Origin of the sequence: Xanthomonas sp. XNM01 (assembly GCF_014851915.1) — a bacterium.
Lineage (GTDB): Bacteria > Pseudomonadota > Gammaproteobacteria > Xanthomonadales > Xanthomonadaceae > Pseudoxanthomonas.
In genome coordinates this window covers 307,582-320,171 of record NZ_JACVAP010000002.1, presented here as the reverse complement: position 1 = coordinate 320,171, position 12,590 = coordinate 307,582, and the positions used below count along the sequence as shown (strand labels likewise).

Sequence of the window (12,590 nt, the reverse complement as noted above, 5' to 3'; positions counted from 1 at the left end):
TTCGCATTCAGGTTCAGGGGCGCAGTGCGCGACACGCCGCATCGCGCCCTTTCGTCTGCACCCCGGGGGGATGGGGCGCCGCGGCTCACGTTGCGGACTCCAGCGCCAGCACGCCCTGCCCCGTCGCGGCCGCATCGGCCTCGGCGTGCAACTGCTGGCGCGCGGCCACGGCATCGTCGCCGGTGGGGCCAGGTGCGCCGGATTCCAGCTCGCGCAGGGCCGCGGCGACACCACGGCAGGCGCACGCGTTCGGACGGCTCGGCGTTGTCACGTGCGGCCGGCGGCAAGCATGGATGCTGACCATCACTCCCCCTCGGCCTGCTGCGCGTGGCGCTCGGCCAGCTCGCGCATCACCGCGGCGACATAGCCGTCTTCGTCCCGGCTGTACGGCTGCGGATCAGACATGGGATTCCCCCGTGGGCAGCAAGGCCTGCAGCGGGCGGCGGATCGACACCACCGCAGTGATCAGGTCGTCGGACTCGTTGAGTGCCGCGCGAACGTGCGGCAGATCGGCCTCGTTGATGACGCCATCGGCCATGGCCGGCGCCAGGGCGCGCATCAACTCGGCGAAGTGCACGGCGAGGTCGGCCAGGCTGGCCGCAGCACCCACATCGCCGGCGTCGATCGCCCGGACGGCCAGCAGGCCACGCCGACGCGCCAGATCACGCTCGCACTCGCACCGATACGGGTCCGGCAGCGCCAGCACCCACGCGTCCACCAGATCCGCCGGCAGTGTCTTGACCGCGCCATCCAGATAGCGGCGCAGGATCTGCCCGTTGTGGCGCATCGCCGCCGCCGGGTCCGTCTCGGACGTCTTGAACGGCACGGCCCGCGCCGACGGCGAGGTCATCGCGAGGTAGCGCTCTGCCACCTCGACTGCGAATGACTGCGCGTTGGTCGCCGTTTCCTCGAGCATGCGGCGGGTGTACGCGTACACGACCGATTGCGCTGGAGGCAGGAATTGAGGCTCCGGCTTCATGCGCGCACCGCCTGCCGCAGCGCACCATGCGCGCCATGACGAACCGACACCCTGCCCCGCTGCACATGGCCGCGCTGCGCCACATCGACGCCCGCACGGGGCAGACCGCCATCGCGGCGGTCTTCTTCCAGATAGGCGCCGCCCACCCTGCGGTACGCTGCGCGTGCCAACGACACAGCCCGCAAGGAGGGCGACATGAGCGAGAGCCGGTCAGTTTCACCCAGCAACAGGCAGGTTGCGCTGGAACTCACGTGCGCCATCCTCAGCAACCCAACCATCGTCAGCGACCTTCATGTCGATGCGGCAGCAGACGAGGCGATTCGCCTGCTGAATCTGCTGGAGAAGCGTCTGCGCGTGGGACCGACCGCGACCCGCCCCGCAGGCTGACCCAAGCAGCGCACGCGGCATCCAGAGCCTCGTCGAACGATGCGGCCTGGCCGTTCTCGTACAGCCACTGGGCCAGCCGGACGACTGGCTCCGGATCACGCGAGGCGACGGGCATCGCTAGCCAGTCCCGCACCGCAACGCGCACTCGTTCGATCAGGCTCATCTCAGGCCACCTCCACGAAATGGACAGCCCGGCCGGCAGTGCGCCGGGCGATCAACAGGGATGCCCACTGATCGCTGGTGAGCACCAGGTCCTCGTCGGGCGGGTTGATCAGCAGGGGCGCGTCCAGCAGGACGCCGATCTCGGTGTTGCCGAGGCAATCGCCGAGGGGTACGACAGTTCGCCGGTCAGGCCGCATGGGGCGCCTCCTGCCGATCCGATGGCGGCAGCTCGCCCCGCTCGTGAATCTGGTGCAGGCGCACGGCGGCCATTCCGCTGGGCGCCTTCGTGCGCCCCTGCTTGATGTCGCTGACCGCTTGGGGAGAAAGACCGATCGCACGGCCCAGCGCCGTCAGCGACCAGCCTGCTTTTTCGAGATCAGAAACGAGGGATGCCCAGTTCATGGACGGCACTCTACGGAACTCCGTCACCGGCTGTCAACGGCACTCCGTTACGGCATCCCGTTGTAATCACGCGATGGAAACAATCGGACAGCGCGTCAGAGCGGAACGGGAAGCGCGAGGCGACTCTAGGGCGAAGCTGGCAACCGCAGCCGGCATCTCCGCTACTGCGCTAAGCGACCTGGAGCTGGGTTACTCACAGTCCAGCTTGAGCCTCCATCGAATCGCGGCCGCCCTGGGCGTCCGGACGACCTGGCTGGAAACCGGCAAAGGCCCGAAGACGCAGACAGCCCAGCCGGAGGGCGAGTGGAAAGACGTGATCGGCTACGTCCAGGACGTCGGAGCGGGTGCAGGCACGGAAGCCCAGGAGTACGCGGAAACGCATGCACTGAAGTTCAAGGCCACAAGCCTGCGACGAAAGGGCCTGCTGAATAACCGCCTCGCTGTGTACTACGCGAAAGGCGACAGCATGGAGCCGCGGATACGCACTGGCGACGCCATTCTGTTCGACCAGGATGACACGACGCCGGTGCACAACGGGATCTACGTGGTGCGCTGGCGCGGCGAGGAATACGTCAAACGTGCAAAGGTCGTTGAGGACCTTGTGCTGTTCGAAAGCGACAACCCCTTCGGTGACCATACATGGGGGCGGCCGAAGCGGATGGACAGCGCACGCGAGCCGATAGAAGTGATCGGCCGCGTCCGCTGGATAGGAAGCTGGGAAGACTGAGTCCAGCTGATTGCTGTACGAAACGCGTTGCTTTGTGGAAGGACCACACCAACAGGGGGAAGGGAAATGCGCGCACTTGCAGTGGCCGTCATCGCGGCCGCAGCCGCTACCGGCTGCATGAACCTCGCAACAAAGCCGGCAGAGATCACCGGCTCATACACGTCGGATCTGAAGTACGGAAATTACACGTGCGACCAGCTTGGAATCGAAGTCAATTCGCTGGCGCGACGCGAGGATCAACTCGCCGTCGCACAGGAGCAGCGACGCAAGAGCAGCAAGGTGCAGGCCTTCTGGATGGGCTACGGCCACGGCGACGGCATCGAGGCGTCCGAGCTGGCTAACGTGCGTGGCGAAAAGGAAGCCGTGCGGCGAGCGATGGACCGGCAGTCGTGCAGCGCTCCACGCGGCGTTCAAGCCACGACTGCGGCACCGGCTGCCGCACCTACGTCCGCAGCAACCTCTCTACCTGCAACCCCCGCGAGCGAGGCGAGCAACAACTGGCGCAGCTGGGGCACCCGTCCAGCCTCTGCAGCACAGCCCGGCAAACCCTTGTACCGCTGCCCGGGCCCTGGCGGCACCGAGGTGGTTTCGGACGCCCCTGCCGTCGGCTGCACGGTCATCCAGGCGCCCTAAGCAGGCGAGCGCGATCGGCCATCAGGGCAAGGTCCACTGCAGGGCGTCGCATGCATCAGCGACGCCCTGTTTCGAGTACCCATACCGTTCCCCGTGCTTTTCGAGCCCATCGATCTGGGCACAACAGACGAAGATGGCGGCCGACTCCGTGGAGTCATTACCGAGATACAGCCGGCCGTTGCGGACAAGAAACCGCTGGAATCCAGCGTATCCGCCCATGCTGTTCTTCGCGTTGACCTCACCGCAAACCACATTGCTGTAGATCACGTTGACGTTGCGCCATTGTGCTGACGCAGGATCTTTCAGCGCTTGGCGAACCTTCTCTTTGGCTTCCTGTGCGTGGCACCCGGCCAGCAACAGCATCACCAGACAAGCCGCGACTCTACGCATCCCACACCCCCGTTGTCGGCCAGGGCAAGCATAGCCTTGCCGGGAAGCCGCCCGCCTCGCCGGCAGAGAATTACGGAACCCCGTTGACACGCAGTAACGGAGTCCCGTAGATTGGCTCCGCCAGCCGCTTCCCCCGGTTGGCGGGCGACCGGCGGGTCGCCGCCGGTCCCTCCCCTGACCGGTTGACGGCCCCTCCCCTGGCCACGTGACCCGCCGGCGCCCTCCTTCCACCAGGAGAGCGCCATGTCGAACCAGCAGCAGCCCCGCTTCACCCACACCCACGACGCCGCTGGCGCCGTGCTGACCGTCATCGACAGCAGCACCGGCCTGGAGTGGACGCCCGCGCCGGTGGGCGGCAAGCGCCACACGCACCAGGAGGCGCTGGACGCCTGCGCCGCGCTGGACCACGCCGGCCACACCGACTGGGCGCTCCCCACCCGCCAGCAGCTGCTCAGCCTGGTGGACCTGACGCGGCACGACCCTGCCATCGACACCGACGCCTTCCCGGGTTTCCCGGCGTCGTGGTTCTGGTCGAGCGACCTCGCCGCCTGGTCTTCGGCGTCCGCGTGGCTCGTCGGCTTCAGCTACGGCGGCGTCGGCCTCAGCCCCCGCTTCAGCGACGGGTTCGCGTTGGCCGTTCGCCGCGCCGGTCAGTAGTTGGCCCCTTTGCCATGGAGCCGACCATGACCAGCAAGCCGAACGATCAGCTGCCGCATGCCGCGACGCGCTGCATGCGTGCGTGCGCGGTCAACGACCACGCCAACGCGGAAGCCCTGCGCGCCCGCAGCAGCGGCGAGAACGGCCGCTCCCGCAAACGCCGGGCCCTGCGCCTGAAGCGCTGCAGCGAAGTGGCCGAAGCCAGCGCGGCGGCCCTCGCCGAGGAGGCGCGCTGATGGCCACCGTCATCCACCTGCCTGCCGACGTGCCGCGCTTCCGCGCCGGCATGGCGGCCGTGCGCACCCGCGCTCAGCGCGACCACGCCAGCCCCGCCGCGCGCCGCAACGCCCTCAACGTGCTGCTGCACGAAATGCAGGCCGGCCGCTCGTCCGCCGCCGCGGTGGCGCTGGCCAACAGCAGCCTGCAACGGATGCGCCAGGTGCGCACGGGCGGTGCGGCATGAATCGCGAGCGACCGATCCTGTTCAACGGCGCCATGGTGCGCGCGATCCTGTCCGGCCAGAAGACGCAGACGCGGCGGGCGGTGAAACGCATCCCATGGCGTGCGGGCGCCAACCAGAATTTCAGCCACGCGGCGCCGTTCCAGAACGCCGGCGAGTTCCGCATTGCCGGCCACGATGAATTGACCATCGGATTCCGCTGCCCCTACGGCCAGCCCGGCGACCGGCTGTGGGTGCGGGAGACGCACGCCATCTTCCCCGCGTACGGTCAGCGCCGTACCGACGGCGAGCGCTGGGGCCCGTGGGGCGGCCTGCCCACCACTGTGTCCGAGGACGGCAAGCAGATCGCCTACTACCGCGAAGGCTTTGACCGCTGCGACCCGGGCCGCTGGCGCCCCAGCATCCACATGCCGCGCTGGGCCTGCCGCCTCGTGCTGGAGATCACCAACGTGCGAGTCGAGCGGCTGCAGGCGATCAGCCCAGCCGATGCCCTTGCCGAGGGTGCGATGGAGTGGGCAGGCGAGCAGGACACGCAGATCCGCGACCTGGATGCAGGCGATGAGCGGATCGCCTTCAGTGCGCTATGGGACAGCACCGGCGGCGACTGGGACAGCAACCCGTGGGTGTGGGTGATCGAGTTCCAGGGGCAGCGCGCATGAGCCGCCTCATCAACATTCCCACCGGCATCCGCGGCCAGGTGCTCTGCCTGCAGCTGCTCGGCGCACACGTGTGGGCCGGCCTGTACGCCTCGCCCTACACGCAATCGCCGCTGGAACTGAGCGTGGCCCCACGCCGCGCACCCGCCCGCCGCCGTGGCCGCCAGCTGGTGATCGGCGGCCAGGCCTACCCGATGCACAGCACTCAGCTGCGCCGCGCCGTCGTGTGGCTCGACCACCACGGCGTGCGCACCACCGAGGACGCCACGCATGCGTAACGACACCGACCAGGCGATCACCTCGGAAGCGGCTGCCCGTCGCGTCGTCCGTGCCGCGCTGCTCGACGCCCTGCTGCTCGTCGGTCTCGGCGCCCTCATCGGCGTGGGCATGACCCTCGCCGTTGTCCTGCCCTCCCTGCCCCGGAGCTTCTTCGCATGAACGTGACCATCGAACGCCGCGCTGCCGCCGCATTCGCCGCGCACGCACACGCCTGGCGCATGCAGCGCGCCGCAGACCAGGCCGGCGACCCGGCCGACGCAGCCCGCTGGGCACAGACCCGTGCCGCCTGCAGCGCAGAGCTGGAGGACCTGCGCGCCGCCCAGGCCGCGGGCGTCGATGCCGCGCCCGCCGACGGAATTCTCCGCGGCAACGCCGACATCCATCCGGGGGCCTGACATGCGCCAGATCGCCACTGCTCTGCCCGCATCGGTCCCCGGCTGCGGCCACGACGGCCACCGCCCGCACCTGGTGGCCACCCACGGCTCACCGGCTGGCGCGCGCGTGGGCGTGCACATGCCCACCAGCTGGCACATCGAGTGCTGCCGCTGCCAGTGCGCCACCGTGCCCACGCTCAGCCGCGCCATGGCTGAGAGCCGCTGGACCGACCCGGCCCGCACGCATCACATCCCGCTGTCCCACCTTCCCCGTGCACGCGAGCGGCTGGCCGCTGCGCTGCTCGTGGCTGCTGCCTGAGAGGCTACCCATGCACCTGCAACCCGTCGTCCGGCGCGCACTGCTCGCCGCCCACGCCTCCCAGGGCCACACCCTGCGCCGCACGCGCGGTGGCTTCGCCGGCCTGCCCGCCCAGGTGCGCACCAGCGCCCCGGTGCAGGTCGAAACCTTCACCAGGCGCGCAGTGAACTGGCTGCGCGAAGCCGCGCTGGCCGAGTTCGACTCGCCGACGTTCCCCAGCGCCGTCACCCTCAACGCCCGCGGCGTCGCCGAGGCCGAGCGCCTGCGCGCGGCCGACCAGGCAAAGGCAGGTGCCGCGTGACCGCCGTGCTGTCCAACAACCTCAACACCATCCGCTCGAAGGACGCCGAGCGCGAACGGATCGCCGCGGACGTCGCCGAATGGGAGCGCAAGCGCGGCAACAAGATCCAGCGCTTCGCCATGGGCGAGCGCGTGGAACCGGTCATCAAGTCGATGCGCCAGCAGTCCACCGAGACGGGCGCACGCACTCAGGCCGCGCGCAAGGCCAGCACCGCACGGAAATGAGCCACCCGACCACCCGCCAGGCGCGCACCACCGCCCGGCGGCTCCGACGCGCAGAAGCCCTGCTGCTGGAAGCCGAGCGCGCCCTGCACGACCTGCCCGACCACCACTGCCCGCGCGATCTGCTCGAGCGGATCCGCATCCACAACGCCGCCCGCACACCGGCACTTCCGAAGGGAGACACACCCGCATGAGCCTCACCGTCAACATCCGCGCCAAGCACCTGAGCGTGTCGTTCCTCGGCGCACAGCCGCCGCTGCCGCCCGAGCCGCTGACCGTCATCAGCACCATCGACCTGCGCCAGGGCGACATCTGGCCGCGCACCCGCATCGCCGCCGACGGCACCCACCTGTCGCCGGACGACACCACCACGCCGCACGTGGCCGTCATCGACCACACCACGGGCTTGATGTGGGCCGTGGAATCCCTGGGCGACCCGACCGACAGCGATACCGGCCTGGACCACGCCGCCAGCGAAGAGCGCTGCGCGGAGCTGCGTCTGCTCGGCTTCGACGACTGGCGCCTGCCCACCCGCGCCGAGCTGGTCGGCCTGGTCGACGACACCCGGCACGAGCCGGCGATCGACACCGCGCTCTTCCCGCGCGTGAAGCCGCGCTGGCACTGGACCAGCACGCCGGCCGCCTGGTCTTCGGCGTCCGCGTGGCTCGTCTACTTCTACGACGGCTACGTCAACTACGACCTCCGCCGCTACAGCCTCGGGTTCGCGTTGGCCGTTCGCCGCGCCGGTCAGTGATCTGAGATTGGCCAGCGCATGACTTCCCGATTCCAGCCACCGCCCGTCATCAAGGCAGCCGAACGCCTTGCCGCCGAGCTTTACACCGTCACGCTGCGCTTCGCGCGCACGCACCGGTACGAGATCGGCAAGGACCTGCGCGAGCAGGCCCGCAAGCTCATGCGCGTCGCCAACCGCGCGTGGCGTGACAAGGCACGCCGCGAGCAATGGGTAGGCCAGCTGGTGTGGGAAGTCGATGAGCTGAAGCAATGCCTGCAGCAGGCAAAGCTGGTGGGCGCCCTCGCCAGCTTTCGGCAGTTTGAACGCCTGGCCCGCCAGCTCGATGAGCTTGGCGCCCAGGTCGGCGGTTGGAACCGCCAGTTGCACCCCAGCGCCCAGAATGCGGCCGCCCAGCGTGGCGAGCCGCAGCGTGGCCAGAAACTGAGTACCCGTGCCGCCTCTGCGGGGGCCAATCGATGACGACGCTGCGCTACCCACATCCGGGCTGCGCCGCCTGGTCGCAAGTGTACGGGGAGGCGGCCGCCTGGTCTTCGGCGTCCGCGTGGAACGTCAACTTCAACAACGGCAACGTCAACAACAACCACCGCAACAACAACGGGTTCGCGTTGGCCGTTCGCCGCGCCGGTGAGTTTCAGGGGGCCGCCGATGCCTCGCTGCAGTCGCTCTACAACGCATGGCGCCGGGCGCGGCGCCAGAAGGTGCCCAGCCGCAATCAGCTGCGTTTCGACGCCGACTGGATGTGCAACCTGCTGCAGCTGCAGCGGGAGCTGCAGGACGGCAGCTGGGCACCGCGCCCGTCCACGTGCTTCATCGCCACGCGACCCAAGGCACGCGAGATCCACGCGCCCGACTTCGCAGACCGCGTCGTGCACCACTGGCTGGTGCCGCAGCTCGAAGCCATCTACGAACCAACCTTCATCCACGACAGCTACGCCAACCGCAAGGGCAAAGGCAGCCACGCCGCCGTGCGCCGCGCCCAAGCCTTCGCGCGGCAGGTGCACAGCGGCCAAGGCGGCGGCTGGTACCTGCAACTGGACGTGCACAACTTCTTCAACCAGATCCACCGCCCCACGCTCTGGGCCATGCTGCGCAAGCGGCTGGAGCGCGCGCACGTGCCGCACCTGGTCCAGCGTACCGCACATGCCTTGCTGCGCCGCTCGCCGCTGCACGCCGGCTTCCAGCTGCGCGCCACGCCTGCGGAGCTGGCGATGGTGCCGCCACACAAGCGCCTGGCCGATGCACCGCCCGGCCGCGGGCTGCCCATCGGCAACCTGTCCTCGCAGTTCTTCGCCAACGTCTACCTGGACGCGCTGGACCAGTTCTGCAAGCACACGCTGCGCGCGCGGCGCTACGTCCGTTACGTGGACGACTTCGTGCTGTTCCACCACGACCGCGACGTGCTGGCCGCCTGGCTGCCGCGCATCGAGCAGTTCCTCGCCGAGCGCCTGCAGCTGCGCCTCAAACCCGACATCCGCCTGCGGCAACTGACGGACGGCCTCGACTTCCTCGGCTACGTCATCCGCCCCACGCACACGCTGGCGCGACGCCGCGTGGTCGGACATGTCCGCCAGGCGCTGGCCGAGTGGGAAGGCCAGCACGTGCGCGGCGATCGCATCCGCTGCACGCCGGCCCAGCTGGAGCACGTGCAGTGCCGCGTCGCCAGCTACGGCGGCCACCTGCGGCACGCCAGCGCATACCGCCTGCGCCGCGCCCTGCGGCACCGCTTCCCTTGGCTGACCACCGCGCTGGTGCGTCGCCGCTTCCCGGCCGCCCGCCGCGGCCGCGCTATCACCTTGAGGATCCGCCGCCATGCGTAACTCCATTATCGTCCACGGCCCCAGCGGCTGCGGCAAAACGCTCCACCGCGTCGCCATTGCCCGGCACTTCGGCTTGGCCCACATCTTGGACGACCAAGACCCACACGCACTGCCGCCCGGCATCCACGCCAGCACGCTGCTGCTCACCAGCGTCGACCTCACGGGCACGCGCGAGATCGCCGGCTGCGACGTGATGACCTACCAGGCCGCCGCCACCGCCGCCGGCGTGTTCGCGCCGGTCAGCCAGTGCACGGGGGATTGAGGATGAGCCCTGCGCTAGACCCGCGATGCAGCGACGGCCTCCAGTCGCTCCAGCGCCTCACGAATTGCGGCGCCCGTTTCGTCGATGAGCTTTCGGCTGGCTGGCCAGGTCTCACCGACGTAGATCGAGTCGTCGTCCCAGGCGCCGTACGCGTAGCCCGCCAGATTCGCGTCAAGGATCTGAAGGGCACGGAGCGCATGCTGAACCTCAATTGCGTCATGCCCCAGCTGTGGCATCGCGGGTGCAAGTGCGGAGATCTGCGTGTGGTGGTCGCGGAGATCACCAACGCTGATGTTCTCGTTGTAAGGGGTCCGTCCGATCGCGTCAGGAGGCTTGCCATCTGCAAGCTGTTGGATTGTCCAGGTGAAGCTACTGGACGCATCGCGGAAGGCTGGAAGCATCGCAAGCGCCGCGCTGCGCGCCGCAATTCTCGCCTGGCGTCGCACTTCTTGGCGGGTGAGCAGGTGGAGGTAGACCGCAACCACGGCGGCAAGCACAGAACCCACCGCCCCAACCCAGGCAGCAAGTTCCGTGCTCGTCAGGGAGCCCCACAAACATCGCATGCGATGGAGTTTAGACCATCACCGGACGCTGCTCGCAAGACGGCCGGAGTGACGATCCATGGCTGACGGCAACAGCTTCGCCCTCCCGTTCCAGCGCGAGCTGGTCGTCGACCTCTTCGCCGGCGGCGGCGGCGCCTCCATGGGCATCGGGGCCGCCTACCGCGAGCCCGACATCGCGGTGAACCACAACGCCATCGCCGTCGCCGTGCACCGCGCGAATCACCCGCGCACCAAGCACCTGATCGAGGACGTGTTCAACGTCGATCCGCTGGAGGTCACCCGCGGGCAGCCGGTTGCGTTGCTGTGGGCGTCGCCGGACTGCCGGCACCACTCCAAAGCCAAGGGCGGCGCGCCGCGCAACAAGCGCATCCGCGGCCTGGCGTGGATCGTGGTGCTGTGGGGCCTGCTGACGGCGCCGCGCCAGATCAACTTGGAGAACGTGGAGGAATTCATCGACTGGTGCCCACTTGACGAGCACGGCAAGCCCATTGCCGATCGCCGCGGCGAGACCTTCCGCGCCTTCATCGCGGCGATGACCACTGGCTTGGCCGCCGACCATCCGGCCATGGCTGAGATCATCGAGTTCCTCGGCACCGACGCGTACGTGCCGAGGCTGGTGCGTGGCCTCGGCTACCTGTCCGACTGGCGCGAGATCCGCGCCTGCGACCGTGGCGCCCCGACCATTCGCAAGCGCCTTTACGTCAAGTTCCGTCGCGACGGAAAGCCGATCACCTGGGCACCACAAACCCACGCGAAGGACGGCGCCGGCGGCCTCAAACCGTGGCGCACCGCAGCCGAATGCATCGACTTCAACCTGCCGGCACAGTCCATCTTCGGCCGCAATAAGGACCTGGCGCTCAACACCTGCAAGCGCGTCGCCAAGGGCCTGTGGCGCTACGTCCTCGCTGCGGAGAAGCCCTATATCGTTGGTATGGCGGACACCGGCGCAGACCCACGCGCGGCATTCTTGACCGAGCACGCCAACGCCAGCAGCCAGCGCGTGTTCCCCGCGGATGAGCCGCTGCGAACGCAGGTCGCGCAGGTGAAGGGCGGCCACTTCTCTGTCGTCGCCGCGCACATCACCAAGTTCCGCGCCAACAGCGTGGGCACCGCGATCGACGAACCGATGCATACGATCACCGCCGGCGGCGACATGAAGCGGCCGGCCGGCGCCGCGCATGCGATGGGACTGGTGTCGGCGCACCTGATGCATTTGACCCACCACGACAGCCGCGCAGGCTATCCCGTGGAAGAACCGTTCAAGACGATCACCGCAGCCCACCGAGGTGAACAGGCCGTCGTGCAGGCCCACTTCCTCGAGCAGGCCAACGGCGGCTTCTACGACGGCGACGGCCGCGGCCTGGCCGCACCGATGTCCACCATCTGTACTGCCGGCGCGAACCAGCGGCTGGTCTCGGCCTACCTGGTGAAGTACTACGGCACCGGCGGCCAATGGCAGGGCTGCGACGAGCCCATGCATACCATCCCGACGAAGGACAGGATGGGCCTGGTGCAGGCGGTCAAGGTGCGCGCGGACCTGCTGCCGCCCGACCAGATGGCCGCCGCGAAGCGCTGCGCCGCCTTCCTGCACGAGTATCTGCCCGAGCACTTCCCGGAGCCGGTCGATGCGGTCTTGGTGGGCGACTACGTCCTCACCGACATCACCCTGCGCATGCTGGTGCCGGCCGAGCTCGCGCGCGCTCAAGGCTTCCACCCTGGCTACATCCTCGATCGCGGCCTGTTCGAGACCGCGCCGGGCAGCGGCACCTACGAGTGGCGCCCTATCAGCAAGACCGACCAGGTGCGCCTCATCGGCAACAGCGTATGCCCCGACGTCGCAGAGGCTGAGGTGCGCAACGACCTTGCCGACCTCATCGACCTTTACCAGAGGATCGCCGCATGAGCGCCCGAGCAGCGCTGCTCACCGCCGCACTCGGCGCCGGGGCGAGGAAGCCAGCATCCAGCACCATGGCGGAACTCGCCCCCCCCCAGCATGCATCGGCGTACAGCAATCGCCGCAAGCACTGCATGGCCGGCTACGGCGATGTGCGCACCATCATGGCCTTCATGCGCTGGGCGGTGGAGCAAGACCGCTTCCCATCCGTCGAGGCCGTGCAGACGCGCTTCGCTGTCTGCCGGGCCACCGCCTACCGCTGGACGCTCGCCCTGGCCGAGACGTACGGCATCGATCCCGCCATCCGCAACCACGCCGAGAAGCGTGGCCGCATCCGGGCGAGCTGATGCGCC

Annotated in this window: 26 protein-coding genes; 20 read left to right on the top strand and 6 right to left on the bottom strand. The window is 68.9% G+C overall.

Translation table 11 applies throughout. The features are described from left to right. Positions 1–85 precede the first annotated feature (85 nt). The gene (locus IB242_RS20450) at positions 86–304 is read right to left on the bottom strand and encodes a hypothetical protein (RefSeq protein ID WP_225540368.1); all 219 of its coding nucleotides are present in this window, start codon (positions 302–304) and stop codon (positions 86–88) included. Between the two features lie 93 nt (positions 305–397). Next, positions 398–979, bottom strand: coding sequence for a hypothetical protein (locus tag IB242_RS09130; RefSeq protein ID WP_192278365.1), 582 nt, complete (start codon positions 977–979; stop codon positions 398–400). A gap of 195 nt (positions 980–1,174) precedes the next feature. Here IB242_RS09130 and IB242_RS09125 point away from each other — a divergent pair, with 195 nt between their 5' ends. Further along, positions 1,175–1,366, top strand: coding sequence for a hypothetical protein (locus IB242_RS09125; protein WP_192278363.1), 192 nt, complete (start codon positions 1,175–1,177; stop codon positions 1,364–1,366). A gap of 164 nt (positions 1,367–1,530) precedes the next feature. On the opposite strand, the gene IB242_RS09120 is transcribed toward IB242_RS09125, so the two are convergent. Together IB242_RS09120 and IB242_RS09115 are read right to left on the bottom strand one after the other, a co-directional pair. Next, the gene (locus IB242_RS09120; protein ID WP_192278361.1) at positions 1,531–1,725 is read right to left on the bottom strand and encodes a hypothetical protein; all 195 of its coding nucleotides are present in this window, start codon (positions 1,723–1,725) and stop codon (positions 1,531–1,533) included. After that, entirely contained in the window at positions 1,715–1,930 is a 216-nt protein-coding gene (locus IB242_RS09115; protein WP_192278359.1) for a helix-turn-helix transcriptional regulator, read from the bottom strand. The genes IB242_RS09120 and IB242_RS09115 overlap by 11 nt, the downstream gene beginning before the upstream one ends. Here IB242_RS09115 and IB242_RS09110 point away from each other — a divergent pair. Both IB242_RS09110 and IB242_RS09105 read left to right on the top strand, forming a co-directional pair. Further along, entirely contained in the window at positions 1,830–2,657 is an 828-nt protein-coding gene (locus IB242_RS09110) for a S24 family peptidase (RefSeq protein ID WP_343237113.1), read from the top strand. The two genes, IB242_RS09115 and IB242_RS09110, sit on opposite strands and share 101 nt — an antisense overlap. A gap of 66 nt (positions 2,658–2,723) precedes the next feature. Beyond that, positions 2,724–3,290, top strand: coding sequence for a hypothetical protein (locus tag IB242_RS09105; protein ID WP_192278355.1), 567 nt, complete (start codon positions 2,724–2,726; stop codon positions 3,288–3,290). Between the two features lie 21 nt (positions 3,291–3,311). Here IB242_RS09105 and IB242_RS09100 read toward each other — a convergent pair whose 3' ends face one another. After that, on the bottom strand, positions 3,312–3,656 hold the full coding sequence (locus IB242_RS09100; RefSeq protein WP_192278353.1) for a hypothetical protein: 345 nt from the start codon (positions 3,654–3,656) through the stop codon (positions 3,312–3,314). A 267-nt stretch (positions 3,657–3,923) separates the two neighbouring features. Between IB242_RS09100 and IB242_RS09095 the strand changes: the two genes are divergently transcribed. The 15 genes from IB242_RS09095 to IB242_RS09025 are packed head-to-tail and all read left to right on the top strand — an operon-like array spanning position 3,924 to position 9,780. Then, positions 3,924–4,337 (top strand): DUF1566 domain-containing protein, encoded by a 414-nt coding sequence (locus IB242_RS09095; RefSeq protein WP_192278351.1) that lies wholly within the window; start codon positions 3,924–3,926, stop codon positions 4,335–4,337. 26 nt (positions 4,338–4,363) lie between these two features. Further along, positions 4,364–4,573: a hypothetical protein gene (locus tag IB242_RS09090; protein WP_192278349.1), complete on the top strand. Its 210-nt coding sequence runs from the start codon at positions 4,364–4,366 to the stop codon at positions 4,571–4,573. Next, positions 4,573–4,800: a hypothetical protein gene (locus tag IB242_RS09085; RefSeq protein WP_192278347.1), complete on the top strand. Its 228-nt coding sequence runs from the start codon at positions 4,573–4,575 to the stop codon at positions 4,798–4,800. Before IB242_RS09090 ends, IB242_RS09085 begins: the two co-directional genes overlap by 1 nt. Positions 4,801–4,832: 32 nt before the next feature. Continuing rightward, positions 4,833–5,456 carry a hypothetical protein gene (locus IB242_RS09080; RefSeq protein ID WP_225540366.1) on the top strand — a complete coding sequence of 208 codons (624 nt, stop codon included), beginning with the start codon at positions 4,833–4,835 and terminating at the stop codon, positions 5,454–5,456. Beyond that, positions 5,453–5,731, top strand: coding sequence for a hypothetical protein (locus IB242_RS09075; protein WP_192278343.1), 279 nt, complete (start codon positions 5,453–5,455; stop codon positions 5,729–5,731). Before IB242_RS09080 ends, IB242_RS09075 begins: the two co-directional genes overlap by 4 nt. Further along, entirely contained in the window at positions 5,724–5,891 is a 168-nt protein-coding gene (locus tag IB242_RS09070) for a hypothetical protein (protein ID WP_192278341.1), read from the top strand. The genes IB242_RS09075 and IB242_RS09070 overlap by 8 nt, the downstream gene beginning before the upstream one ends. Next, entirely contained in the window at positions 5,888–6,127 is a 240-nt protein-coding gene (locus IB242_RS09065; RefSeq protein ID WP_192278339.1) for a hypothetical protein, read from the top strand. The genes IB242_RS09070 and IB242_RS09065 overlap by 4 nt, the downstream gene beginning before the upstream one ends. Before the next feature lies 1 nt (position 6,128). Beyond that, positions 6,129–6,425 carry a hypothetical protein gene (locus tag IB242_RS09060; protein ID WP_192278337.1) on the top strand — a complete coding sequence of 99 codons (297 nt, stop codon included), beginning with the start codon at positions 6,129–6,131 and terminating at the stop codon, positions 6,423–6,425. A gap of 10 nt (positions 6,426–6,435) precedes the next feature. Next, positions 6,436–6,726, top strand: coding sequence for a hypothetical protein (locus IB242_RS09055; protein ID WP_192278335.1), 291 nt, complete (start codon positions 6,436–6,438; stop codon positions 6,724–6,726). After that, positions 6,723–6,950 (top strand): hypothetical protein, encoded by a 228-nt coding sequence (locus IB242_RS09050; protein WP_192278334.1) that lies wholly within the window; start codon positions 6,723–6,725, stop codon positions 6,948–6,950. The genes IB242_RS09055 and IB242_RS09050 overlap by 4 nt, the downstream gene beginning before the upstream one ends. After that, on the top strand, positions 6,947–7,141 hold the full coding sequence (locus tag IB242_RS09045; protein WP_192278332.1) for a hypothetical protein: 195 nt from the start codon (positions 6,947–6,949) through the stop codon (positions 7,139–7,141). Before IB242_RS09050 ends, IB242_RS09045 begins: the two co-directional genes overlap by 4 nt. Continuing rightward, positions 7,138–7,701, top strand: coding sequence for a DUF1566 domain-containing protein (locus tag IB242_RS09040; RefSeq protein WP_192278330.1), 564 nt, complete (start codon positions 7,138–7,140; stop codon positions 7,699–7,701). The genes IB242_RS09045 and IB242_RS09040 overlap by 4 nt, the downstream gene beginning before the upstream one ends. 18 nt (positions 7,702–7,719) lie before the next feature. Then, positions 7,720–8,160 carry a four helix bundle protein gene (locus tag IB242_RS09035; protein WP_192278327.1) on the top strand — a complete coding sequence of 147 codons (441 nt, stop codon included), beginning with the start codon at positions 7,720–7,722 and terminating at the stop codon, positions 8,158–8,160. Beyond that, positions 8,157–9,518 (top strand): RNA-directed DNA polymerase, encoded by a 1,362-nt coding sequence (locus IB242_RS09030; protein WP_192278325.1) that lies wholly within the window; start codon positions 8,157–8,159, stop codon positions 9,516–9,518. The genes IB242_RS09035 and IB242_RS09030 overlap by 4 nt, the downstream gene beginning before the upstream one ends. Continuing rightward, complete coding sequence (locus IB242_RS09025; protein WP_192278324.1) at positions 9,511–9,780, top strand: hypothetical protein; 270 nt, start codon at positions 9,511–9,513, stop codon at positions 9,778–9,780. The genes IB242_RS09030 and IB242_RS09025 overlap by 8 nt, the downstream gene beginning before the upstream one ends. A gap of 14 nt (positions 9,781–9,794) precedes the next feature. Here IB242_RS09025 and IB242_RS09020 read toward each other — a convergent pair whose 3' ends face one another. Continuing rightward, positions 9,795–10,277 carry a hypothetical protein gene (locus IB242_RS09020; RefSeq protein ID WP_192278322.1) on the bottom strand — a complete coding sequence of 161 codons (483 nt, stop codon included), beginning with the start codon at positions 10,275–10,277 and terminating at the stop codon, positions 9,795–9,797. Between the two features lie 124 nt (positions 10,278–10,401). Here IB242_RS09020 and IB242_RS09015 point away from each other — a divergent pair, with 124 nt between their 5' ends. Next, positions 10,402–12,246: a DNA cytosine methyltransferase gene (locus IB242_RS09015; RefSeq protein WP_192278320.1), complete on the top strand. Its 1,845-nt coding sequence runs from the start codon at positions 10,402–10,404 to the stop codon at positions 12,244–12,246. Next, positions 12,243–12,584 (top strand): hypothetical protein, encoded by a 342-nt coding sequence (locus IB242_RS09010; protein WP_192278318.1) that lies wholly within the window; start codon positions 12,243–12,245, stop codon positions 12,582–12,584. Before IB242_RS09015 ends, IB242_RS09010 begins: the two co-directional genes overlap by 4 nt. Positions 12,585–12,590 lie beyond the last annotated feature (6 nt).